This is a genomic window from Arthrobacter castelli DSM 16402 (genome assembly GCF_000430705.1).
Classification (GTDB): domain Bacteria; phylum Actinomycetota; class Actinomycetes; order Actinomycetales; family Micrococcaceae; genus Arthrobacter_C; species Arthrobacter_C castelli.
Genome location: NZ_AUMN01000008.1, coordinates 171,396 through 193,626, shown reverse-complemented (window position 1 = coordinate 193,626; position 22,231 = coordinate 171,396). Strand labels below are relative to the sequence as shown.

Annotated in this window: 21 protein-coding genes; 5 read left to right on the top strand and 16 right to left on the bottom strand. The window is 64.1% G+C overall.

All coding sequences use genetic code 11. From position 1 onward, the window contains the following. Positions 1 to 63: 63 nt before the first annotated feature. From ccsB to H535_RS0110965, 5 genes are all read right to left on the bottom strand, one after another. On the bottom strand, positions 64 to 1,155 hold the full coding sequence (gene ccsB / locus H535_RS0110985; protein ID WP_026819586.1) for a c-type cytochrome biogenesis protein CcsB: 1,092 nt from the start codon (positions 1,153 to 1,155) through the stop codon (positions 64 to 66). Further along, positions 1,155 to 2,723, bottom strand: coding sequence for a cytochrome c biogenesis protein ResB (gene resB / locus H535_RS24870; RefSeq protein ID WP_051299055.1), 1,569 nt, complete (start codon positions 2,721 to 2,723; stop codon positions 1,155 to 1,157). Before resB ends, ccsB begins: the two co-directional genes overlap by 1 nt. 248 nt (positions 2,724 to 2,971) lie before the next feature. Beyond that, positions 2,972 to 3,772 (bottom strand): cytochrome c biogenesis CcdA family protein, encoded by an 801-nt coding sequence (locus tag H535_RS0110975; protein WP_051299054.1) that lies wholly within the window; start codon positions 3,770 to 3,772, stop codon positions 2,972 to 2,974. A gap of 26 nt (positions 3,773 to 3,798) precedes the next feature. Continuing rightward, entirely contained in the window at positions 3,799 to 4,416 is a 618-nt protein-coding gene (locus H535_RS0110970; protein WP_051299034.1) for a TlpA family protein disulfide reductase, read from the bottom strand. 64 nt (positions 4,417 to 4,480) lie between these two features. Beyond that, a complete protein-coding gene (locus H535_RS0110965; RefSeq protein WP_026819583.1) occupies positions 4,481 to 5,143 on the bottom strand; it encodes a histidine phosphatase family protein in 663 nt (220 codons plus the stop codon). Between the two features lie 313 nt (positions 5,144 to 5,456). Between H535_RS0110965 and H535_RS0110960 the strand changes: the two genes are divergently transcribed. Together H535_RS0110960 and H535_RS0110955 are read left to right on the top strand one after the other, a co-directional pair. Continuing rightward, the gene (locus tag H535_RS0110960) at positions 5,457 to 6,005 is read left to right on the top strand and encodes a YceI family protein (protein ID WP_026819582.1); all 549 of its coding nucleotides are present in this window, start codon (positions 5,457 to 5,459) and stop codon (positions 6,003 to 6,005) included. 264 nt (positions 6,006 to 6,269) lie between these two features. Continuing rightward, positions 6,270 to 7,097, top strand: a complete 828-nt coding sequence (locus H535_RS0110955; RefSeq protein ID WP_026819581.1) for a hypothetical protein — start codon at positions 6,270 to 6,272, stop codon at positions 7,095 to 7,097. Between the two features lie 12 nt (positions 7,098 to 7,109). Here H535_RS0110955 and H535_RS0110950 read toward each other — a convergent pair whose 3' ends face one another. Continuing rightward, positions 7,110 to 7,832, bottom strand: a complete 723-nt coding sequence (locus H535_RS0110950) for a redox-sensing transcriptional repressor Rex (RefSeq protein ID WP_026819580.1) — start codon at positions 7,830 to 7,832, stop codon at positions 7,110 to 7,112. 118 nt (positions 7,833 to 7,950) lie between these two features. Continuing rightward, a complete protein-coding gene (locus tag H535_RS0110945) occupies positions 7,951 to 8,205 on the bottom strand; it encodes a glutaredoxin family protein (protein WP_035769175.1) in 255 nt (84 codons plus the stop codon). 149 nt (positions 8,206 to 8,354) lie between these two features. Here H535_RS0110945 and H535_RS0110940 point away from each other — a divergent pair, with 149 nt between their 5' ends. Further along, positions 8,355 to 9,167 (top strand): HAD family hydrolase, encoded by an 813-nt coding sequence (locus tag H535_RS0110940; protein ID WP_026819578.1) that lies wholly within the window; start codon positions 8,355 to 8,357, stop codon positions 9,165 to 9,167. A 73-nt stretch (positions 9,168 to 9,240) separates the two neighbouring features. Here the strand turns inward: H535_RS0110940 and H535_RS28400 are convergent, their stop codons facing one another. The 5 genes from H535_RS28400 to H535_RS0110920 all read right to left on the bottom strand — a co-directional run bounded on the left by H535_RS28400 (position 9,241) and on the right by H535_RS0110920 (position 13,084). Beyond that, positions 9,241 to 9,336, bottom strand: coding sequence for a 30S ribosomal protein bS22 (locus tag H535_RS28400; RefSeq protein ID WP_081416601.1), 96 nt, complete (start codon positions 9,334 to 9,336; stop codon positions 9,241 to 9,243). Between the two features lie 163 nt (positions 9,337 to 9,499). Further along, on the bottom strand, positions 9,500 to 9,712 hold the full coding sequence (locus H535_RS0110935; protein ID WP_026819577.1) for a helix-turn-helix domain-containing protein: 213 nt from the start codon (positions 9,710 to 9,712) through the stop codon (positions 9,500 to 9,502). A 176-nt stretch (positions 9,713 to 9,888) separates the two neighbouring features. Beyond that, a complete protein-coding gene (gene gdhA, locus H535_RS0110930; protein WP_026819576.1) occupies positions 9,889 to 11,229 on the bottom strand; it encodes an NADP-specific glutamate dehydrogenase in 1,341 nt (446 codons plus the stop codon). Between the two features lie 71 nt (positions 11,230 to 11,300). Further along, positions 11,301 to 11,795 (bottom strand): ArsR/SmtB family transcription factor, encoded by a 495-nt coding sequence (locus H535_RS0110925; protein ID WP_026819575.1) that lies wholly within the window; start codon positions 11,793 to 11,795, stop codon positions 11,301 to 11,303. A 77-nt stretch (positions 11,796 to 11,872) separates the two neighbouring features. Continuing rightward, the gene (locus H535_RS0110920; protein ID WP_035769172.1) at positions 11,873 to 13,084 is read right to left on the bottom strand and encodes an acetoin utilization protein AcuC; all 1,212 of its coding nucleotides are present in this window, start codon (positions 13,082 to 13,084) and stop codon (positions 11,873 to 11,875) included. A 110-nt stretch (positions 13,085 to 13,194) separates the two neighbouring features. Here H535_RS0110920 and H535_RS0110915 point away from each other — a divergent pair, with 110 nt between their 5' ends. Continuing rightward, a complete protein-coding gene (locus H535_RS0110915) occupies positions 13,195 to 14,610 on the top strand; it encodes a TrkH family potassium uptake protein (RefSeq protein ID WP_026819573.1) in 1,416 nt (471 codons plus the stop codon). Then, positions 14,588 to 15,271, top strand: coding sequence for a potassium channel family protein (locus H535_RS0110910; protein WP_035769169.1), 684 nt, complete (start codon positions 14,588 to 14,590; stop codon positions 15,269 to 15,271). Before H535_RS0110915 ends, H535_RS0110910 begins: the two co-directional genes overlap by 23 nt. Positions 15,272 to 15,289: 18 nt before the next feature. Here H535_RS0110910 and proC read toward each other — a convergent pair whose 3' ends face one another. The 4 genes from proC to H535_RS24860 form a co-directional block, all read right to left on the bottom strand. Then, entirely contained in the window at positions 15,290 to 16,129 is an 840-nt protein-coding gene (proC, locus tag H535_RS0110905; protein WP_026819571.1) for a pyrroline-5-carboxylate reductase, read from the bottom strand. 341 nt (positions 16,130 to 16,470) lie between these two features. After that, positions 16,471 to 17,463, bottom strand: a complete 993-nt coding sequence (locus tag H535_RS24865) for a Ppx/GppA family phosphatase (RefSeq protein ID WP_051299033.1) — start codon at positions 17,461 to 17,463, stop codon at positions 16,471 to 16,473. A gap of 4 nt (positions 17,464 to 17,467) precedes the next feature. Next, positions 17,468 to 20,209, bottom strand: a complete 2,742-nt coding sequence (gene topA / locus H535_RS0110895; RefSeq protein ID WP_026819570.1) for a type I DNA topoisomerase — start codon at positions 20,207 to 20,209, stop codon at positions 17,468 to 17,470. Positions 20,210 to 20,483: 274 nt separating this feature from the next. Continuing rightward, on the bottom strand, positions 20,484 to 22,187 hold the full coding sequence (locus H535_RS24860; RefSeq protein WP_081416600.1) for a DUF7059 domain-containing protein: 1,704 nt from the start codon (positions 22,185 to 22,187) through the stop codon (positions 20,484 to 20,486). Positions 22,188 to 22,231: the final 44 nt, after the last annotated feature.

The following is a 22,231-nucleotide window of genomic DNA, read 5'->3' as shown; positions in this document are numbered from 1 at the left end:
CCCCCGGTGCGATGTCTCACAGGACATCATGCCACCGGGAACCGGTGCAACGTGGCGGAGTGTTTACAGCCCGGAGTAGGAGTGCAAGCCCGAGAAGAACACGTTCACAATGGCGAAGTTGAAAATGATGCACAGGTAGCCGACAATGCAGAGCCAGGCCGCGCGGGTCCCGGTCCACCCGCGGGTGGCCCGTGCGTGCAGGTAACCGGCGAACACCACCCAGATCACGAAGGTCCAGACTTCTTTGGTGTCCCAGCCCCAGTAGCGGCCCCATGCCTCTTCAGCCCAGATCGCCCCGGCCATCAGCGTGAAAGTCCACAGCACGAAGCCCACGGCGTTGATCCGGTAGGCCAGGTTCTCCAGGTTGAGCGCGGCCGGAACCCGTTTCATGAATGCCATGCCCGGGCTCTGTCCCGCCGCCAGGGCCGCTTCGCGGCGTGACTGGAGCAGCTGGAGCACCGACATCGCGAAGGTCAGGGTGAACAATGACGAAGCAATGACCGCCACCGAAACGTGGATGACCAGCCAGTAGCTCTGCAGCGCCGGGATCAGGTTGCCCACCGGCGTGGGGAACCCGATAGTTGCCGCGCAGAGCATGATCAGCACCAGGCCGATAACGAACGTTCCGAGGAACCGCAGGTCCTTGCGAGTCAGTGCACCGAGGAAGATGCCGGCCACCACCAGGGCGCCGGTGGTGCAGAATTCGTACATATTGCCCCACGGCACCCGGTCCGCAGCGATACCACGGGCCAGCACAGCGGCCAGATGCACCACGAATGCCAGCGCAGTAATACTCACGCCCACCCGGGCGGCCACCCGGCGCTCCCCCGTGTAATCCATCGACTGGGCCGCCACGGAGTCACTGACGCTGGCGGAGCGACCCGAGCCAATGCGCGCCACCCGGTCGGACGGGCCGGTGAGGCCTTCGTGGCTGGTGCTTTCGGCCTGTGCCCCGGCCCCGGCAGCCACGGTGGAGACTTTCGACGTCGTCTGCTGAGCGTTTTGAGCCGAAGCGGCGCGTTGGTCGACGGCCTTGAGCGTTTTGCTGCTGCTTGCCATATCCCAGGCGAAGCCCAGGAAGGCCACCAAGTAAGTCATGGCGGCCAACAGCATGAACAGGTCGCTGTACTCACCCAGGGTTTCGTTGACACCCATTACTTATCCTTACGATCGTCATCGTCGGGTTGGCCATTCTCCACCAACCACTTCCTGCCGAACAGTTCGCGCAGTTTGTCCCGCTCCGCGTCCAGCCGGTAATCCTCGCCGCGGGCCAGCAGCCCGAACTCAACCATGGTGCGTCCGTCATCGTGTGCACCCGCGCGGACCCACGCCCGGCGCCGCCCAATGAACAACGACATGATCAACCCCAGCAGTGCCAATGAAGAGCACATGAGCACCGCCATCTTGCCCGGGTCGTGATGGACTTCAATGGCAATGTACCGCTTCAGGCCGTCGAATGAGATGGATCCCTTGCCCTCGGGAAGCTTGTAGGTCTCTTTCGCTTTAAGCACGATCCCACCAGTGTCCAGCTGACGTCCATTGAGCTGGTTAAGGCCCTTCACGTCCAGGGCGTACACGTTCTGCGGGTCCCCGCTGTCCAGCCCCAGGTTCCCGTAGTAGGAATCAAGCAGCAGTTGCGGGTTCAGCGGGTCCGGGTCGCTGGCCACCGTACGGCCGTCCTTGCCGACGACGGCGGTGGGAATGAAGAGCCCGACGAACCCGAGCTGCGACGGCTGGGCGTCCGGGGCCTTGATGACGATACTGGAGGTGTAGGAGCTGTCACTGGGAAGCGAGATGACTGGCCCCTTGTACGCAACATTTCCGTTGCCGCCGCGGACGGTGACCACGGGAGCGTATCCATTGCCCAGCAGGTACACATTGGTGCCGCCGATACTCAGCGGGTCGTTGACCTCCAGCACCTGCTGCTCGGGCTCGGCCCCCGGGGACTCGGTGACGGTCATCTCGGCGGTGTAGTCCAATGGCTGGCCGTAATTGGCCTCAGACTGCCGGTCAAAGGTGACGCTGAAGTCGTCCAGCCTGATGGAGTACGGGTCCAGCTGCCCCCGGTCGAAGTTGTTGCCCGGTTCGAACGAGTCATACCCGACCAGCGTATTGACGAACGTGTCGCCCTCGACCAGCGTCTTCTGGCCGCTGTAGCCGAACATCCCGCCCACGGCCACAGAGATCAGCACGCCGATCAGGCAGATGTGGAACAGCAGGTTCCCCACTTCCTTGAGGAAGCCGCGCTCAGCACCCACCGAGGGCCGCCCGGTGTCCCGGTCCCGCACATCCACGCGGTAGCCACGCTTCTTCAGCATGGCGGCGGCCTCTTCAATAGCCGACGACGGCGTCACTCCTGCAGCTGCCGGGATCGCCATGGCGCTGTACTCCGGCAGGCGGGACAGCCGCCGTGGGGTGCGCGGTGGTTTCGACCGCATCGCCTTTGCATGTTGAGCCGTCCGCGGGACCACACAGCCGATCAGCGAGATGAACAACAGCAGGTAGATCGCCGAGAACCAGACCGACGAATAAACGTCGAACAACTGCAGGTTCTCCAGCCACGGACCGACCACCGGGTGGTCCTCGATGTATTGGTCCACGGCCGCAGCGTTGGTGGGCCGCTGCGGAAAGAGCGATCCAGGCACTGCCGCCACCGCCAGCAGCAGCAGCAGGAACAGCGCGGTGCGCATGCTGGTCAGCTGCCGCCAGACGAAGCGCAGCATGCCGATGAAGCCCAGGGCGGGCAGCACTACGTCGTCCTTGCCGGATTTCTTCCTGCGTGATTTCTTAGTGCGGCCGGCGCCTTGGCCGACGTCGACGGCACCTTTGCCGGCACCGGACTCCGTGCCCGCACCGGCATCCCGCTCAGTGGCGGCACCACGATCGGTGCCGCCCTCGTCGGGCCGGCCGCCCTCGTCGGGCCGACCGCCGTCGTCGGGCCTCAACTCTTCCTCACCTGTTGTCCTGCGCATCAGACCGGCAACCTCACTTCATTGGCAAACCAGACCTGCAATTGTCCGACCCAGCTGCCCCAGAGCCCGGTCACCATCAGCAGGCCAAGCACGATCAGCAGTCCGCCGCCAAAACGCTGCACGGCCAGCCGGTGCCGGCGGAAGAAGGCGAGGGCCCCCATGCCGCGACGGGCACCGAGAGCGATCAGCAGGAAGGGCAGACCCAGCCCGATGCAGTACACGAAGGTCAGCGCCGCGCCCTTGAGGGCGCCGCTGCCTCCGGAGAATGCCAGCGCCTGGACCGCCGAAAGGGTCGGACCGATACAAGGCGCCCAGCCCAGTCCGAAGGTAATGCCCAACAGCGGCGCACCCCAGAGCCCGGCCGGCGGCTTGGATTGGATCTTCGCATCGCGCTGGAACCATGACATCCCGCCCATAAAGACGATGCCCATCACGATGACCAACACGCCCAGGACCTGGGTCACCCACCCCTGGTCGGCACCCTGCAACCAGGCGCCGAGCTGGCCGAAAACCGCGCCAATGAGCATAAACACCAGAGAGAAGCCGAGCACGAACAGCCCGATACCGACCAGCATCCGGCCGCGTTTTTGCTGCTGCAGATCGACTCCGGTCAACCCGCTGACATACCCCAGGTATCCGGGAACCAGCGGCAGCACACACGGCGAGGCGAAAGACACCAGGCCGGCCAGCAGCGCCACCGGAATGGCCAGCAGGAGCGGACCGCCAAGCACCGTCTCGGCGAAGGGGTTGGCCGCCGCCTGGAGCGTCCCTGTCGTCGGGCCGGAAAGCGCACCGGTCAGTGTGGCGGAGATGGCGGTTCCCACTGTCAGGCAGCCACCGAGTCGGAAATCAGTGTCTCCAGGGTGCTCTTGTCCGCCATTCCAAGGATCCTGGCGGCAACGCGTCCCTGCTTATCCAACACGATAGTGGTGGGCACGGCCTGCGGCGGAACATATTCGGTCATCGACAACAACACGCTACCGTTTTTGTCCTTGATGCTTGGATAGGTGATTCCAAAATTGCGCTCAAACGCATCGGCGGTAGGTTTGCTGTCCCTGAGGTTTACGCCGTAGAACTGGACGCCCTCGTCCTTAAACTTTTCGTATAGCGACTGCAGCTCCGGGGCCTCAGCCCGGCAGGGTGCACACGCGGCGTACCAGAAATTCAGCACGGTGACTTGGCCCTGCCAGTTGGACGAATCAACGCTCTTGCCGTTAAACAGCTTCGCATCGAGCTGCACAGGTTCGCCGCGGGATTCAGGGGCGTATTCGGTGACGGAGCCATCACCTGCGATGTAGTTCTTATTGCTGCCGGCCTCTGCTTGCTGGGCCAGCGGATCTTCAGCTGTGCAGGCTGTCAATGGCAAACTGAGAGCCAGCACGATGGCGGCCAGGCGCGCGGCAACGCGGCCGGTCACCCGGCGCTGGTGTTTCGATTCAGGCATCAGGCGCGTCTTTCATCGATTTCGTTGCGGCAATGCTGTCAATTCTACAACGTGTAGTACTTAATTATGCCCCTGGAACATTGGCAGCACCTGAAAGCAGGTCGGCCGCGGGCTCGCTGTACTGGACGTCCACGATCTCGTCGCCTTCAAACGTGAGGGAAGTGATAGAGGCCAGTGAGCATTTTCGACGCCGAGGATCGTGCCACAGCCTGCGCTTCTCGGCAGCGCGGCGGGTCACCCAGATCGGGAGCTGGTGACTGACCATCACCGCCTCGGCACCGGCACCTCCGGCGGCAACAGCCTTGTCCCGTGCCTCGGCCACCGCCTGCATCACGCGGTCCACCTGCTCCGTATACGGCTCGCCCCAGGACGGCTTCACCGGATTGACCAGATGCTTCCAATGCTTGGCATGGCAGAGTTCCGCCCCGGTGACCGCCAGGCCTTCGAAGCGGTTTGTCGCCTCGATGATCCGCTCATCGGTCACCACGTCCAGCCCGAGGGCCCGTGCCGTCGGCACCGCGGTCTCTTGTGCGCGGGTCAGCGGCGAGGACACCAGGTAAGAGATCACGGCACCGGCTTCGGTGCGCTTCTTGAATTCCTTTGCCGCCCGCTCGGCCATCTGCTCCCCCAATCCGGACAGGTGGAATTCCGGCAGCCGTCCGTAGAGCAGACGGTCGGGATTATGGACCTCGCCGTGGCGAAGCATGTGAATGGTGGCACGGGACATGCTTTCCAGTTTCTCAAAGTTGGCACCCCTTGACGAACCCTGTGTTTCCGGGCGTCACGGGCCGACGGCGAGGCGGCCGTCCTGCGGGTGGCCGCCGCGTCATGTTCGGCCGGGCAGGAAGACGTGCCGGATTCCGCCCATTCGTCCACCGGTTGGCCGTTTTCACCTGCACGGCCGAACACATCAATCAAAAAAGTCTCCCGGCGCCGGAATAAAACATGCAAATGCATGCTTTTAACCCGTGACGGTGACGGAACGGCCCGCGTCGGCGCGTTCGTCGCCCACCGAAACCGCAACAGCTAAAGGAGCAAATATGTCTATTCCCACCGGCTTGACCAAAGGCACCTGGACCCTTGACCCGACCCACAGCGAGGTTGGCTTCACCGTCCGCCACGCAGGCATCAGCAAGGTCCGCGGCCACTTCGACAACGTCGAGGCGGCACTGGAAGTCGCTGACAGCCTGGACCAGTCCCGCCTGTCCGCGGTCGCCAAGACAGACAGCTTCAATTCCAAAGACCCGAACCGTGACGCCCATGTCAAGGGCGAGGATTTCTTCGACGCGCAGACGTACCCGGAGATGAAGTTCGTCGCCACCGACGTTTCCGGCTCCGGCGAAACCTACCGCATCTCCGGTGACCTGACCATCAAGGGCACCACCCAGCCCGTCACCTTCGACACCGAGTTCAATGGCGTGGCAGTGGATCCCTTCGGCGCCACCCGGGCCGGCTTCTCCGGCAGCACCGTGATCAACCGCAAGGACTTCGGACTGACCTGGAACGCCGCCCTGGAGACCGGCGGCGTGCTGGTCGGCGAGAAGGTCACTATCAGCCTGGATGTGGCCTTCGTCGCTGCCAGCGAGTAACTCTCGCTCACTGTCTGCGGCCGCTGTCCGGTTCATCCAGGAACCGGACAGCGGCCGCTTTCATGTCCACCGGCGGAACCGTCGCACCCCATCGCCGATGCCTGGTGCGTGGAATTGCCCGGGAAACTACCCGGCAAGAAGGTGTACAAGGTCCCTCATCAGCCAGGTCGCTGGCGGTAGGGTGGAAAGAGTACTTACTGTATCTGCGGGACAGGAGCAGTAAGGGAACAGCTGAATACGGTCTCGAACGATAGGACGAAGGTCATGAGCACCCCTCCACAGGATCCCAATCAACCGCCGGATCCGAATCGAAAACCCGACGACGACGGCAACCAGGACCAGCCGGAGCAGCCGCAGTATGGTCAGCCCGATGATGGCCGGCCCCGGTACGATCAGCCCCAATACGGCCAGCCGCAGCAGGACCAGCCGCAGTATGGCGAGCACGCTCCCGGATACGGCCAGCCGAGACCGGGCCAGTCGGTGGCGGGCCAGCAGCCGCCAATGGAACACCAGAACCCGGCCGGACAGCCGCCGTACGGCCAGGACCCGGGTGCTCAGCCGCCGTATGGTTACCCCGCCGGGCAGCCTGCCGCTTACGGATATCCCGGCGGTCAAGGCCAGTTCGCACAGCCGGGGCCGGTCCAGCGGCCCAGGGAAGTGGAAATCTCCTTCTGGCTGATCATTGCGGCTGCGGTGCTGACCGCGGTGACGACCATCGTCACCCTTGCGGCCTTAGGATCACCGGCCATGATGGAGCAGTTCGAGATGATCATGGGCCAGCAGGGCGGCCAGGCGCCGATGGACGCCCAGGCCCTGATTGGCGCGGCAGCCGTATTCATTGTCATTATCGGAATCATTGGCATTGGTCTCTACCTGCTGCTCGGCTTCATGGTGCGCAAGGGCAAGAACTGGGCCCGGATCACCGCGACCGTGCTGGCCGCGTTGTCCCTGTTGACGATGATCGGCGCCAGCTTCCTGTGGATCATCACAGTGCTGCTGGGCGTGGCCGCCGTCGTGCTTTTGTTCCTGCCGAAATCAAGCAACTACTTCAACGCCATTAAGGCACAGAAGTTTGGAGCCTACGGGCAGTAAATCCGCTGGCTTCTAGGTCGCAGTGCGGGCGTGGGATTCGGGTTCAATTTCCGGGTGCTGCGCCCGCTGTGCGTGGTAGGCAAGGATCTGCAGTTCGGTGGCCATATCCACCTTGCGCACCTGCACATGGTCAGGCACCTGCAGCAGCACCGGCGCGAAGTTGAGGATGCTTGTCACCCCGGAAGCCACAATCCTGTCGCACAGGTCCTGTGCCACCGTGGCCGGAACGGCCATCACCACCATATTGGTGCGGGTGCGCTCGATGACCGACTCCAGGTTGTCCACGTGCCGGACCCGCAACCAACCGACCTCGCTGTCGACCACCAACTGGTCGGCGTCGAGCAGGGCCACCACTTCAAAGCCACGCGACTCAAAACCTGTGTACCCCGCCAGCGCACGTCCCAGGTTGCCGGCTCCGACAATCGCCACCCGCCAGTCCTGGGTCAGCCCCAGCGCTGCGGTGATCTGCCGGTTCAGATAGGGAACCTCATAGCCGACGCCGCGGGTTCCGTAGGAGCCCAGGTAGGACAGATCTTTACGCAGGATGGATGAGTTCACTCCCGCCGCGTCAGCCAGCTCCTCCGAGGAGACTCGCTCGACCGCCTCGGCCAGCAGGCTGTTGAGCGCCCGCAGATAGAGCGTGAGGCGCGCCAACGAGGCCGGCGGTATCTCTCCCCGCGCCGGGACAGGGACGGGCTCCGGTCTTGGCCGGGAAGGGGTCTCACGCTCGCTCACTCATGCTCCATTCGCCGCAATCAGCGCTGCTGTGCAACGCTGCCCCACGCGGCCGTGGCGGCATCCGTGGGTACCTCCACTTTAAGGCTCAGCCGATCCGCCACAAAGTTGGAATGACTTATTCTGCTTCGAGGATCCGCCGCAGCCTGGCCTCATCGATCTGCCAGAAATCACGCTGCACTCCGTCCACGAAGACGACCGGGATTTCTTCGCCGTACCGTTCGATGAGGCCGGGATCGTCGTCGAGCGACACTTCCTCCCAGTCCATGTGCAGGTCCGCGGCAACCCTGCCCACGACGTCGCGCGCCGCCTCGCACAGGTGGCACTGCGGCCGGGTCAGCAGGGACAATCTCCGCGTCTGATGTTCGCCCATGGTTCAACGGTACCGGTGCCCCAGGCCGGACCAGTTGTCAGCACGCAACCCCAGCGTCCGACCAGCCGAAAAGCCAGGCACCCGGGCGACAAACCCGCTACTTTCAATCGTCACAGAGCGCAGCGGCGCTGAAACGCTAGACTCGAACTATGCCCACGACCACTTCGGAGGACACTGGCCACGATCCGGCCGGCACTCCACCGCATGTGGGCGCCGCCTTTTTCGACGTCGACAACACCATGATGCGGGGAGCCAGCCTGTTTCATGTTGCCCGCAAGATGTACCAGCGGCGGGCATTCAGGATGCGCGACGTCGCGGGCTTTGCCTGGAAGCAAGTGAAGTACAACCTGCGGGGCGAGAACCTCAACGATGTGCAATCCATCCGCGAATCCGCACTGACGTTTGCCACCGGTATCGCCGCCTCGGACGTGGAGACCCTCGGCGACGAGGTCTACGACGAAATGATTGCCTCCAGAATCTGGCCGGGCACCCGGGCGCTGGCCAACCAGCATGTGATGGCCGGGCGGAAGGTGTGGCTGGTCACCGGAACGCCAATTGAGGTGGCCCGCGTGATCGCCGACCGGCTGGGGCTGACAGGCGCCCTGGGGACGGTCGGGGAAATCACCGACGGCTACTACACCGGCCAACTCGTCGGTGACTTCCTGCATGGGCCAGCCAAGGCTGATGCGATCATCGCGCTGGCCGGCGCCGAGGGATTCGACCTGGCCGATTGCTGGGCCTACAGCGACTCCTACAACGACATTCCCCTGCTCTCGGCAGTGGGGCATCCGGTGGCCATCAATCCCGATACGCGGCTGCGGCAGCATGCCAAAGCGAACAGCTGGCCGGTGTACGACTTCCGCAGCGGACGCCGTGCCGCCACCCTCGGGCTGCGGACGGCAACGGGAGCCGGCGTCGTCTATGGGCTGTGGAAGAGCCTGGCCAAGTTCCGGCGCCGCTGAACCCCCTGAATCACAGTTAAATCAACAACGCCCGCCATCTGTACGATGACGGGCGGCTGAGCGCAGGCGCCTGCTACTTGTTGCGGCGCTGGTGGCGGGTCTTGCGAAGCTGTTTACGGTGCTTCTTCTTGGCCATACGCTTGCGGCGCTTCTTAATTACTGAACCCACGAGTCCTCACAAACTTTTGTCTTTTCACCCGGCGTCAGGCCGGGCAGTTTCTTACCACGACGTAAAACGTTCCTTAACAGGGTACCGTCTACAGGCGTCCGCCGCGGCACACGCTCCGCCCCCTGTGCGCTACTGCACAGTGGGTTGGCCCTGCCGCCGGCAGTCAGGCCGTGTCGGACTGGCCGTCGACCTTTGCCTCTTTGAGGTAATCCGTCACGGCCGCCTCCGGTACGCGGTAGGAGCGGCCAAACTGCACTGCAGGCATCTCACCTGAATGAATCAGGCGGTACACAGTCATCTTGGACACCCGCATAACCTCGGCCACTTCCGATACTGTCAAGAATCGCACGTCAGAGAAATTTCTCTCCTCGCCCATCTCCCTGTTCCTTTGCTCCAAAGTTGTTCTTCGCAACACCGCGTGCGAGACCGTGCGTTCACCGTGTCGTAACCACACTCTAGAGGTAGATGGGATTAAAGTGAAAGTTTTCATCATTCCACCGCCCGGGCAGAGCCGACGCCAGTGGTGGAACAACCTGCGTCTACGCGCTGTTCCTAGATCACGCCCTGGGCGAGCATGGCGTCCGCCACCCGCACAAAGCCGCTGATGTTAGCCCCGGCCACGTAGTTGCCCGGCTGCCCGTACTCATCCGCGGTGGTCGCACAACGATCGTGGATGCCCACCATGATGTCCGTCAACCGTTCCTCGGTGTACTCGAAAGTCCACGAATCCCTGCTGGCGTTCTGCTGCATTTCCAACGCCGACGTCGCCACTCCGCCGGCGTTGGCGGCTTTACCCGGGCCAAACAGTACGCCGGCATCGTGGAACACATCGGCGGCCTTGCTGGTGCAGGGCATGTTTGCGCCCTCGGCCACAGCTGTCACCCCGGACTTGACCAGCTTGACTGCATCTTCTTCCAGGAGCTCGTTCTGGGTCGCGCAGGGCAGTGCCACAGTCGCGTCAACGTCCCAGACGGAGCCACCATCGACGAACTTCGCCGTTTCCTGGCGGCGCTCGGCATACTCACCGATCCGGCCGCGCTCGACTTCCTTGATCTGGCTGAGCAGGTCCACGTCGATACCCGCCTCGTCGACCACGAACCCGGACGAATCCGAGGCCGTCACGACCTTCGCTCCCAGCTCCTGGGCCTTGACGATGGCATGGAGCGCAACGTTTCCCGAGCCGGAGACGGCCACTCGCTGCCCGTCGAACGTCTGCTTCCTGGTGCGCAGCATCTCCTGGGTGAACAGCACCGTGCCGTAGCCGGTGGCTTCGGGGCGCACCAGGGAGCCGCCCCAACTGGTGCCCTTGCCGGTGAGCACTCCCGATTCGTAGCGGTTGGTGATCCGCTTATACTGACCGAACAGGAAGCCGATTTCGCGGCCGCCCACACCAATGTCACCGGCCGGCACATCCGTATATTCGCCGAGGTGCCGGTACAGTTCGGTCATAAAGGACTGGCAGAAGCGCATTATTTCGCCTTCGCTGCGCCCGCGGGGGTCGAAGTCCGCGCCGCCCTTGCCGCCGCCGATCGGCATCCCGGTCAGCGCGTTCTTGAAGATTTGCTCGAAACCGAGGAATTTGATGATTCCCTGGTAGACGGAGGGGTGGAACCTCAGACCGCCCTTGAACGGGCCGAGCGCGGAGTTGAATTCCACCCGGAACCCCCGGTTGATCTGCACCTTGCCGGTATCGTCCACCCACGGAACCCGGAAAATGATCTGCCGCTCCGGTTCGCAGATGCGCTCCAGGATAGATGCTTCCGCGAATTCCGGGTGCTTGTCGAGCACCGCCACCAGACTGGCAAAGACCTCATCCACTGCCTGGTGGAACTCGCCTTCGCCAGGGTTCCGGTCCAACACGATACTCCGCACAGCTTCCAGCCGGGTATCCACATAGTCTCCTAATCGCTCATTTCATAAAGCCAGAGTTAAAAATACTCGCTTTACCCACACCGGTCGTAGTCCTACCTGCGGCGGCGTAACTTTGGGAAGTTGTAAAAGAGGTCCACGGCCCGTCCCGCGGCACGGCCGACACTGCGCTGCAAGGGCTGTCCGGCAACGCCGTCCGGGACCACATCAGGGGCCGCGGCAGGCGTGTCCGTGCCGGTTTCAGCTGTTCCGGCAGGCGGGGGCCCCTGCTGCGCGGCGGCAACTGCGTCCCGGCCCTCGTGAAGGGCGGCTTTCCCATTACCGTTCGGCGTAACATCGAACCACGCCAGCCACGACGCGACGGCGGTGAGCGGCTCGGTTTCCAACCCGTAGTACCTGCGCTGACCATCGGCACGCATCCGCACCAGGCCGGCTTCCCTCAGGACTTTCAAATGCTTTGAGACCGTAGGCTGGCTCACGCCCAGTTCCTCTACGAGTTCCCCCACTGCTTTGTCTCCGGGGCGCAATGAGATGAGGATGGAGCGGCGCGTCGATTCAGCGATGACGGCGAAGACATCATCTATGACCATTCCATTACCCTAGCCACATATGCACCGGCTGGCATCCCCTGCCGGCGCCAAACTTGTTTACTTCCCCGTCCTGGCCCTCAGTCAAACCATGGATCCAATCCATAGAGTGGAAAGACTTCCTTGCGCGTGGCGACCACAGTGCGGTCGACGTCGTTATTCGGGTCATAGCCGACTTCCCAGGACCGCCACCATACGTCGACGTCGTCGCCCATCAGCCGGGGTGCGTCAATTCCATACGTCGTGTCCACATATTCGCGCCATGCTTCGGGGACCGGCCGCGTCACAGGCACAGGTTCACCGGCCGCGATGCCGATCAGGTGGCTCCACACCCGTGGAACGACATCCGTAAGGCTGTAACCTCCCCCGCCAGTAGCCAGCCACCGGCCGCCGCAGTGCCTCACGGCCAGCTCGGCGATGTCGACGGCGGCCTGCCGCTGTGCGTCCACGCTGATCCCCAGGTGGCTCAACGGATCGAGATGGTGGCTGTCGCAGCCGTGCTGGCTGACAATCACCTCGGGCTCGAAAGCACCGGCCAGCTGCGGGACGATGGCGTGGAAGGCACGCAGCCACCCGCCGTCGTCGATGGTGTCCGGCAGCGCAACGTTGACCGCCGAACCCTGGGCGCCCGGCCCGCCGATCTCGTTGGCGAACCCGCTCCCGGGAAACAGCCGCATCCCCGTTTCGTGCAGCGAAACCGTCAACACCCTCGGGTCGTTCCAGAAGATGCTCTCCGTGCCGTCGCCGTGATGAGCGTCGATGTCGATATACATCACCCGGCTGGTGCCGCCGTCGAGCAGCCGGGCGATGGCGGCCGCGGCGTCGTTATAGATACAGAACCCGCTGGCGCGGTTGCGGCTGGCATGGTGCAGCCCGCCGGAAAAATTCACCGCGTGAAGCGCCGTGCCGCTCAGCAGCGAATCTGCCGCTGTCAATGAGGCACCCGCGATCCGCGCGCTGGCCTCATGGATTCCGGCAGCGGCAGGAGTGTCCTCCGTTCCCAGCCCCCACGCCGGGCCGCCATCATCCGGATGGGCGCTGATGTGCCGGACGGCCTCGATGTATTCACGGCTGTGCACGGTCGCCAGCTCGTCATCGGTGGCGAGGACAGAGGGAATCACCTCCACCGCCGGAAGGTCAAAGAGGCCCAACTCGCGGGCCAACCGTGCTGTCAGGTCCAGGCGCGCAGGTTGCATAGGATGGTGTGCGCCGAAGTTGTAGGCCATCAGCGACTCATCCCACACAACATGCACGGAGCCGGGTACGGTCGGCGGGGAACTCTTAATACGCATCACCAGCAGAGTACCGCCTTGCCCGGCGAAAAGCCCTGCCGGAGGATGTGGCTCTTATGATGGTTTACTACTCGCAAGGGTAGACAACGTCCATCAGGGAAGAGACAAGAATGGCCAAGAGTCAGCCAGCGTGGCCGCAGCCGCGCACACGCGGACCTTTCTGGCTGATCTCAGCGGCACGCGACTTCGTGGACGGCGTGGCGAAGAGTTCACCGGCGCGGCTGGCCCTCATCGTCTTCGCCATGGTGATCCTGCTCTTTGCCGGACTGCTTTCGTTGCCGATATCGTCGGCGACCGGTGTCGTCACGCCGTTGCACAACGCCCTGTTCACCGCTGTCTCCGCCGTTACAGTCACGGGACTGACGGTGGTCTCCACCGCGCTGCACTGGTCGTTCTTCGGGCAACTGGTGATCCTGATCGGCATGCAGGTGGGCGGTCTGGGGATCCTGACCATGGCATCGCTGATGGCTCTGGCCGTCAGCCGCCGGCTGGGGGTGCGGGGCCGGCTCATCGCCGACCAGTCGATGAGCGGCGGCACTGGCCGCCTCGGTGAGGTCGGCACCCTGCTCCGCATCGTCGTCACCACCTCGTTGGTCATCGAGGCAATCCTGGCACTGGTGCTCGCCCCGCGGTTCATGATCCTCGGCGAGCCCATCCCACTGGCCATCTGGCATGCGGTTTTCTACGGTGTTTCGTCATTCAACAACGCCGGGTTCACCCCGCATTCCGACGGTCTGATCCCCTACGAAACCGACCTGTGGATACTGATCCCGATCATGGTTGGGGTCTTCGTTGGCAGCCTCGGGTTTCCTGTCCTCATGGTGCTGCTCCGTAACGGCCCGAGCTACAAGAAGTGGAACCTGCACACCAAGCTCACCATCGAAGTGTCGCTGGTCCTGCTGCTCGCCGGCGCCATCGGCTGGGCCGCACTGGAATGGAACAACGATGCGACCATCGGCGACCTCAGTCTCGGGGACAAGGTCATCCACTCCGTCTTTGCCTCCATTATGCCCAGATCCGGCGGGTTCAGCCTGGTGGATATGAACGCCATCGAACCGGCGACACGCCTGATGACCGACGCCCTGATGTTCGCCGGAGGTGGATCTGCGTCAACGGCCGGCGGCATTAAAGTCACCACGCTGGCCATCATGTTCCTCGCCATTGCCGCGGAGGCCCGGGGCGACCGCGATGTGAAGATCCACCGCCGGAAAATCCCCGAGGGGACGATGCGGGTTGCCATCAGCGTCATTATGCTGGGGGCGACCCTGGTGCTGGCCGGTTGCGGCCTGCTGCTGCCCATCAGCGGGCAATCGCTGGACCGGGTGATGTTCGAAGTGCTCTCCGCGTTCGGCACCTGTGGCCTCAGCGTCGGGCTCAGCGCCGAGCTGCCTCCGGAGGGGAAGTATGTCCTGTCGGCGCTGATGTTTGCCGGCCGAGTCGGTACCATCACACTTGCCTCCGCGTTGGCACTGCGCCAGCGCCGGCAACTGTTCCATTACCCGGATGAAAGGCCGATCATTGGCTGACAGACCAGCACATAACCAGCCCGTCCTCGTCGTCGGACTGGGCCGCTTCGGCGCGGCCACAGCCGAGCAGCTGATCCGGCAGGGACGCGAGGTCCTGGCCATTGAGCGGGATCCGGCCCTGGTGCAGAAGTGGTCCGCCACCCTGACCCATGTGGTGGAGGCAGACGCGACCAATATCGATGCGCTGCAGCAGCTCGGGGCCCAGGAGTTCGCCTCCGCTGTGGTCGCCGTCGGCACGTCCATCGAGTCCAGCGTGCTGATTACGGTCAACCTGGTGGATCTGGGCATCGAGCACCTGTGGGTCAAGGCCATCACCCCGCCGCACGGAAAGATCCTCACCCGGATCGGGGCGAACCACGTGATCTACCCCGAGGCGGACGCCGGTGCCCGCGTGGCCCACTTGGTCTCCGGCCGGTTGCTCGACTTCATTGAGTTCGACGACGGTTTTGGCATCGTCAAGATGTTCCCGCCGAAGGAGACCCAGGGATTCACCATCCGGGAGGCGTCGGTGCGCAGCAAATACGGGGTCACGATCGTCGGGGTGAAGTCGCCGGGCGAGGATTTCACCTATGCCACCGGCGAAACCAAGGTATCCGGCCGGGACCTGCTGATTGTCTCCGGGCACGTGGACCTGATTGAACGCTTCGCTGCACGCCCCTGAGCAAGATCGCCGCGCCCCTTACTTCTGCAGCTCGGTTGTGATCTCCGCTGCCCTGGCGGCAGCCGCCCGGGCTCCGGCTTCAATCACGTCCGGCAGTCCCTTGGCGGTGAATGTGTCCAAGGCGGCCGCCGTCGTGCCGTTGGGGCTGGTGACGGCGATACGCAAGGCCTCTGCATCGGCGTCCGGCTCTGACAACAGCGCCCCCGCGCCGGCGACCGTGTCACGGGCCAGGACGCGTGCCGTCTCTGCGTCGAGGCCGAGCTTTTCGCCGGCGGCAGCCATCGCCTCGGCCAGGTGGAAAACGTAGGCCGGCCCCGAACCGCTGACGGCCGACACCGCATCGATCTGCTCCTCGTCAACGACCACGACGGTTCCGGACGCCGCAAAAATGTCCTTCGCCCGGGAGATGATGTCATCGTTCGCGTGCGAGCCGGCCGCCAGCGCCACGACGCCGCGTCCCACCTTCGAAGGCGTGTTGGGCATCGAACGGATCACCGGCTGACCGGCCGGCAGCTCGGCTTCCATCATGGCAATCGACACGGCCGCCGCCACGCTGATCACCACGGTGTCCGGCTTCAGGGACGGGCCAATTTCCGCTGCCAGGTCCTGGATGCCCACCGGCTTGACCCCCATGATCACGATGCCGGCGCTTGCGGCCGCTTGGACGTTGGCCTGCGGATCCTCGTTGCTGGACAGCGCTGTGACACCATGACGCTCGGCCAGTTCCCTGGCGCGTTCCGGGCGCCGTACGGTCACTGTCACGTTCGACGGGTCCAGCCCGCCGGCGAGCAGCCCGCCGAGGATAGCTTCGTTCATGGAGCCGCAGCCAAGAAATGCAAAAGTGGTATCAGTACTCATCCCACAAGTGTGTCATGCACCCACTCACAGGCTTTTAACAGGTTCTTCTGAGAGAGAACTCAACATCGTTCATTAGAGTAGTAACTACCTCATAAAGGTGCGAGTGATTGCGGATCAGTCTTCCCCCAGGCTGATCCCGTGGTGCCGGCGATGCGGAATGTTTCCCCCAACCATTCCCACATAATCGCCGGCACCATTCTCGTTTAAGCGTTGACCTGCACACCCCTTTCAGGTCCGGGGCCACGCTCCCACTCGACGACGGTCTTCGGTGTCGAACCGGTGGACGGCAGGACCGTCCTCGAAGCGCAGGACCGCCCCCGTCGCCTGTGTATGACCGTTGGTTATCCGGCCATCGGGTCGGTGCGGGTGACGGCGGAACCGTCGTCGATCCTCTCCACAGACCCCTTCGCCACCAGGTGGTCCAGCCGCCGCAGGATCAGTCCTTCACGCAGCGCCCAGGGGCAGATCTGCAGCGTCGGCTCACCGAACATTTCCAACGCGGCCTCGGCCACCAGCGCGCCCGCCAGCACCTGCGGAGCACGCACCTGTGACACCCCGGGCAAGTGCGCCCGGTCTTCGGCGGTCATCGCCGCCAGACGCTGTGCCCACAATGATAGATCCGACAGCTGCAACTCCCTCCGCACAAACGGACCCGCTCCGCTGGGGGCGGCACCGGACAAGCGCGCCAGGGACCGGAATGTCTTCGAGGTGCCGGTGACAACCGTCGGCTTGCCGACAGCGGACAGTTCGTCAACGGTCTCGGCCAGGGTGGCGCGGATATAGTCGCGCAGCTCCTTGATGCTCCGGGCCGAAGGCGGGTCCTGCTGCAGCCATTCGCGGGTGAGGCGTCCTGCGCCGAGGGGAACGGACGCCGCTGCCGATGGCAGCTCATCCGCGCCGATCGCCAGCTCGAAGGACCCGCCGCCGATGTCCAGGTCGAGGATCGTGCCGGCACCCCAGCCATACCAGCGGCGCACGGCGCTGAAGGTCATGACGGCCTCTTCGGCCCCGGTCAGCTCGGTCAGGGTGACAGTGGTTTCCTGCTGGACCCGCTCCAGCACCTCTTCGCCGTTGGTTGCTTCGCGAATGGCCGACGTCGCGAACGCCAGCAGGTCCCGCGCCTGATGCTTGGCGGCGAATTCCCAGGCTTCCAGCACGAATTCGATCAGCGCCTGCTGGCCCGCTTCACTGATGTTGCCGCCGTCGTCGAGGAACGACACCAGCTGCAGCGGCCGCTTGTGCGAGGCGAAGTCCACCGGGCGCGCGCCGGGGTGGGCGTCCACCAGCAACAGGTGGACCGTGTTGGAACCTATGTCCAGCACCCCAAGGCGCATATCCCTACCTTGCCTTCGCGGTTTTCCTGCCCGTTGACTTCCCGGAGGATTTCCCGGCCGGGGCCTTCGCCCGCTTCTCGGCCAGCAACTCCACCGCACGTTCGTGGGTCAACGACTCGATCGATTCCGAACGCGGCACGGTGATGTTGGTGGCACCATCGGTGATGTAAGGACCGAACCGGCCATCCTTGACCACAATGGCCTTCTCGGATGACGGATCAGGGCCCAGCTCCCGCAACGGTGCCGCAGCCGTACGTCCGCCCCGTTGCTTCGGTTGGGAGTAGATTTCCAGCGCTTCTTCCAGGGTAATGGTGAAAATCTGCTCTTCCGAAGTGATGGAACGCGAATCAGTCCCCTTCTTCATGTAAGGACCGAAGCGGCCATTCTGCACCGTGATCTGGTTGCCTTCGGAGTCCTCCCCCAGCACCCGGGGCAGCGACAGCAGCGCCAGGGCGTCCTCCAGGGTCACCGTTTCCATGCTCATCGACTTGAACAACGACGCCGTCCGCGGCTTGACCTTCTTGGGCTTCTTCTTGGGCTTGGGCTTGCCGTTCTTGTAGTACTCGACCGGCTGGTTGGCCAATTCTTCGTCAGTCATTTCCGGGATGATCTCGGTGACGAAGGGGCCATACCGGCCGTTCTTGGCCACGATTGTCCGGCCGGTTTCGGGATCCTCGCCCAATTCACGCTCGTCCGGACCCTGGGTGTCGAGCAGTTCGATGGCCTTTTCAGCCGTCAACTCGTCGGGGGCCAGATCCTCGGGCACATTTGCCCTTTCCGGATCGGTCCCCTCGCCGGCGTCGGCGGGCATGCGTTCCAGGTACGGCCCGAACTTACCCACCCGCAGGGTGACGCCCTCGGCGATTTCCATCGAATTGAGCTTGCGCGCGTCGATCTCGCCGAGGCCGTTGACGATGGTGTGCAGGCCGGTGTCAGGGCTGTCGCCGAAGTAGAAGTCGTTGAGCCATTCCACCCGGGCCCGCTCGCCGCGGGCGATCCGGTCCAGGTCCTCTTCCATGGCGGCGGTGAAGTCGTAGTCGACGTAGTTGTGGAAGTGCTCTTCCAGCAGCCTGACCACCGAGAACGCCACCCAGCTGGGCACCAGCGCCGAACCACGGGTCCGGACGTAACCGCGGTCCATGATGGTGGAAATAGTTGCCGCGTAGGTGGATGGACGGCCAATGCCGCGTTCCTCGAGTGTCTTGACCAGCGATGCCTCGGTATAGCGGGGCGGAGGCGACGTTTCGTGCCCGACGGCGTCCAGTTCCTCGGCTGCCAGCGGATCCTTCTCGGCCAGGTTGGGCAATCGGCCGCTGCCGCCCTCGTCGTCGTCATCGCGGGCCGCGTCCTTGCCTTCCTCATAGGCGGCCAGGAATCCGCGGAACGTGATCACCGTGCCGGAGGCGGCGAACTCGACGTCGCGCCCGTCGGATGCGGCCGCGCCGAGCCGGACCGATGCCGTCGACCCCTTGGCGTCGGCCATCTGGGAGGCAACGGTACGCTTCCAAATCAGCTCGTAGAGCCGGAACTGGTCGCCGCTGAGCTCTTTGGCCACCTGCGCCGGAGTGCGGAACGAATCACCCGCGGGGCGGATTGCTTCGTGGGCTTCCTGCGCGTTCTTCGACTTGCCCTTGTAGATTCGCTTCGCGTCGGGTACGTACTCGGGGCCATAGAGCTCGGAGGCCTGTCGGCGGGCGGCGTTCATCGCTTCGTCGCTGAGCGCCGGCGAATCGGTACGCATATACGTGATGTAGCCGTTTTCGTACAGGCTCTGCGCCACCCGCATCGCGGTCCGCGCCGGGAAACGGAGTTTACGGGCCGCTTCCTGCTGCAGCGTGGAGGTGGTGAACGGTGTGGCCGGGCGCCGGGTGTACGGCTTCGTCTCCACCGAACGGACGGCGAAATCCGAACTCTCCAGGGCAGAGACCAGGCCGTTGGCCGTGGCCTCGTCCAAGTGGACGGCGTTCCTGGATTTCAACTCGCCGAGGTCGGTGAAGTCGCGCCCGGTGGCCACCTTGGCGCCGTCGACCGTGACCAGCCGGGCCGAGAAAGTTCCTTCTCCGCCGGATCCGGCCTGCTGTTTCTTGGCGAACTTGCCCACCAGGTCCCAATAGGACGCGGAACGGAATGCCATCCGTTCCCGTTCCCGCTCCACGACCAGGCGGGTGGCCACGGACTGAACCCTGCCGGCCGACAGGCCGCGGGACACTTTCCGCCACAGCACCGGAGAAATTTCGTACCCGTACAACCGGTCCAGGATACGCCGGGTTTCCTGCGCGTCGACCAGCGCGTTGTCGATGTCCCGCATCTGTTCCAGGGCACGCTGGATGGCTTCGCGGGTGATCTCGCCGAAGGTCAGCCGGTATACCGGGACCTTGGGCTTCAGCACCTCGAGCAGGTGCCAGGCGATTGCCTCGCCTTCGCGGTCACCGTCAGTAGCCAGGTAGAGTTCGTCGGCTTCTTTGAGGGCGCTCTTGAGCTCTGCGACCTTCTTCTTCTTGTCGCCGGAAATGACGTAGTAGGGTTCAAACTCGTTGTCGACGTCGACGGCGAACTTGCCCAACGAAGTTTTCTTCAGATTATCGGGCAATTCCGAGGGCTGCGGCAGGTCGCGGATATGCCCCATCGAGGCCTCCACCACAAAGCCGCCGCCCAGGTAACCGGCGATGGTTTTGCTTTTCGCGGGGGACTCGACGATCACCAGCTTCTTGCCAGTCTTCTTACCCTCTGTGGCCTTGCTCGGCACTGTACTCCTACATTGAATGTCATTTACTGCGCTGCTAGGGCAGACCATACTACGTCCAGACGATGCAGCAGTGCCATCAGCGCAAACAAGCCTAGTTCACCACACTTTTCGTCCCGCTGTAGAGCCGAAACCGGCGATTGTGGGTTGTGACACCCTGGGACGTGCTCCCGGCGCCGCCCGCTATTGCAGAACACGGATTAACACGAACGACGACGATGTCCCGCGTGTCACCGGCGACACGCCGGGTTTTCCGGTCCTCTGCCACCTGTTGGTGTTAATCCGTGCTGGCAGCGGCCGACCCGTCTGCCTGAAAGGGCTCCTGCGGCCCGTCCCCGTCCGCCTGGATGGCCGCCGGCGCCCCGTCGTCCCTGTCGTCCCCGTCGTCCCTGCCCGTTTCGAACGCGGCCGGGATGAGGAATCCGTCGCGGACCAGTTCCCGCGCCCGACTGAGCAAGCCCGCCTCGAAGTCCTCACCTTCGGGCTCCAGCAGTGCGCCCAGCGCGGTGAGGATCTGTCCCGCCGTCAGTTCCCCGTCGCAGACCGAGACGAATCCGGCCAGTTCGCTGGACAGCAGCGTGGTCCGCCGGAAGCCGGCACCCTGGCGCAGCAGTATGACGCCGGGATGCTCCGCGCCGGGGCGCTGATGACGTTCCTCGGTCACGTCCGGGGCGACGACCAGGTACTCGTGCCGCAAAGCTTCGTCGCTGCGTGCCGCCAGCCAGTCACCGCGTGCCACTGAGGCGGCGATGGCCGGACCGATGGGCTGCTCGATGCTGTGCTGGATTTCCTCGCACCGCTGCACGATGGATGTCCCACCGTCCGGCTTCCGCAGCCACACCATCCCGAGCCCCACGGCCGCCACATCCCGCGACTCGAAATCGGCCAGATAGTCGGCAAAGGAGCGGATGTACTGCTCCTGGTCCCGTTCTTCGGCGGCGTCGCGCAACCAGATCCCGGCATATTCGGCAGGCGGAACCTGCTCCCGTTGGATAACCCACGCATCAACACCTTCGGGCACCCATTGACGTATCCTTTGGTCCCAGGAACCGTCGTGGCGGATTTCCCAGTTACCCAGCAGTTGTGCAGTCCCTCCCGGCGAAAGCATATTCGGGACCGCCCGGATCAACGACGCGACGATTTCGTCACCGGCCAGTCCGCCGTCCCGGTACACAAACCGGTTATCGTCGGCGCCAGAGCCATGGCGCGGAGTAATCACGAAGGGCGGATTCGATACCACCAGGTCGAACCGCTCACCGGCGACCGGGTCCAGCATGTTGCCCCGACGCAGTTCCACCCGGGATTCCAGGTCACTTGGATCGAGTTCGAGGGCGGCGGCGTTGAGCATCAGGTTGAAACGCGTGACCGCCAGCGCACGTTCGGAAATGTCGGTCGCCACCACGTGCCGGGCATGGTTCAGCAGATGGAACAGTTGAATACCGCATCCCGTACCCAGGTCAAGTGCGCGGTCCACTGGCCGCCGGTCGACGAACTGCGCGAGATTCAGCGATGCCTGCCCGACCCCCAGCACGTGATCCTGCCGGAGCACACCCGGTCGTTGAACGGCACCCGGATCGCTGGCCACCCAGAATTGGGGACCGCCGTCGGTACCGTAGGGACGCAGATCCACGGTGCCCCGCCACCCGCCGTCGTACTCCTCGATTAATCCCATCGCGGCCAATCCAGCCGCCCCGGTGCCTGGCAAGGCGGCGTCCAGCTCCGCGCCACTGACCACACTGCCCAGCATCCACAGGCGCACGACGGCGGCAAGGCGGTGATTGCTCTCGGCCGCCAACTGCCGGGTCACCAGCAGCGCCGGCACCAACTGGTCCCGGTGCAACGCCTCGTTGGCGGCTTGTCCGAGCAGTGCCTCGACCCCCTCGACGGTGTAATCCACCTGTCTCAGACCGGCCTCCAAGGCTTTCAGCAGCTGCAGGTTGCCACTGTGCGGAACGGTGGTGGAGTTGCGGGAGACGCTCATTCCTCCAGTTTAAGCGAGCCGGAGAGACCGTCGTACCGGCCGTC

Bases quoted from the DNA above. Each gene is read 5' to 3' on its own strand.
- ccsB (WP_026819586.1), bottom strand. From the start codon at position 1,155: ATGGGTGTCAACGAAACCCTGGGTGAGTACAGCGACCTGTTCATGCTG.
- resB (WP_051299055.1), bottom strand. From the start codon at position 2,723: ATGCTGCGCTTCGTCTGGCGGCAGCTGACCAGCATGCGCACCGCGCTG.
- H535_RS0110970 (WP_051299034.1), bottom strand. From the start codon at position 4,416: ATGCCTGAATCGAAACACCAGCGCCGGGTGACCGGCCGCGTTGCCGCG.
- H535_RS0110965 (WP_026819583.1), bottom strand. From the start codon at position 5,143: ATGTCCCGTGCCACCATTCACATGCTTCGCCACGGCGAGGTCCATAAT.
- H535_RS0110960 (WP_026819582.1), top strand. From the start codon at position 5,457: ATGTCTATTCCCACCGGCTTGACCAAAGGCACCTGGACCCTTGACCCG.
- H535_RS0110955 (WP_026819581.1), top strand. From the start codon at position 6,270: ATGAGCACCCCTCCACAGGATCCCAATCAACCGCCGGATCCGAATCGA.
- H535_RS0110945 (WP_035769175.1), bottom strand. From the start codon at position 8,205: ATGGGCGAACATCAGACGCGGAGATTGTCCCTGCTGACCCGGCCGCAG.
- H535_RS0110940 (WP_026819578.1), top strand. From the start codon at position 8,355: ATGCCCACGACCACTTCGGAGGACACTGGCCACGATCCGGCCGGCACT.
- H535_RS0110935 (WP_026819577.1), bottom strand. From the start codon at position 9,712: ATGGGCGAGGAGAGAAATTTCTCTGACGTGCGATTCTTGACAGTATCG.
- H535_RS0110925 (WP_026819575.1), bottom strand. From the start codon at position 11,795: ATGGTCATAGATGATGTCTTCGCCGTCATCGCTGAATCGACGCGCCGC.
- H535_RS0110920 (WP_035769172.1), bottom strand. From the start codon at position 13,084: ATGCGTATTAAGAGTTCCCCGCCGACCGTACCCGGCTCCGTGCATGTT.
- H535_RS0110915 (WP_026819573.1), top strand. From the start codon at position 13,195: ATGGCCAAGAGTCAGCCAGCGTGGCCGCAGCCGCGCACACGCGGACCT.
- H535_RS0110910 (WP_035769169.1), top strand. From the start codon at position 14,588: ATGAAAGGCCGATCATTGGCTGACAGACCAGCACATAACCAGCCCGTC.
- proC (WP_026819571.1), bottom strand. From the start codon at position 16,129: ATGAGTACTGATACCACTTTTGCATTTCTTGGCTGCGGCTCCATGAAC.
- H535_RS24865 (WP_051299033.1), bottom strand. From the start codon at position 17,463: ATGCGCCTTGGGGTGCTGGACATAGGTTCCAACACGGTCCACCTGTTG.
- H535_RS24860 (WP_081416600.1), bottom strand. From the start codon at position 22,187: ATGAGCGTCTCCCGCAACTCCACCACCGTTCCGCACAGTGGCAACCTG.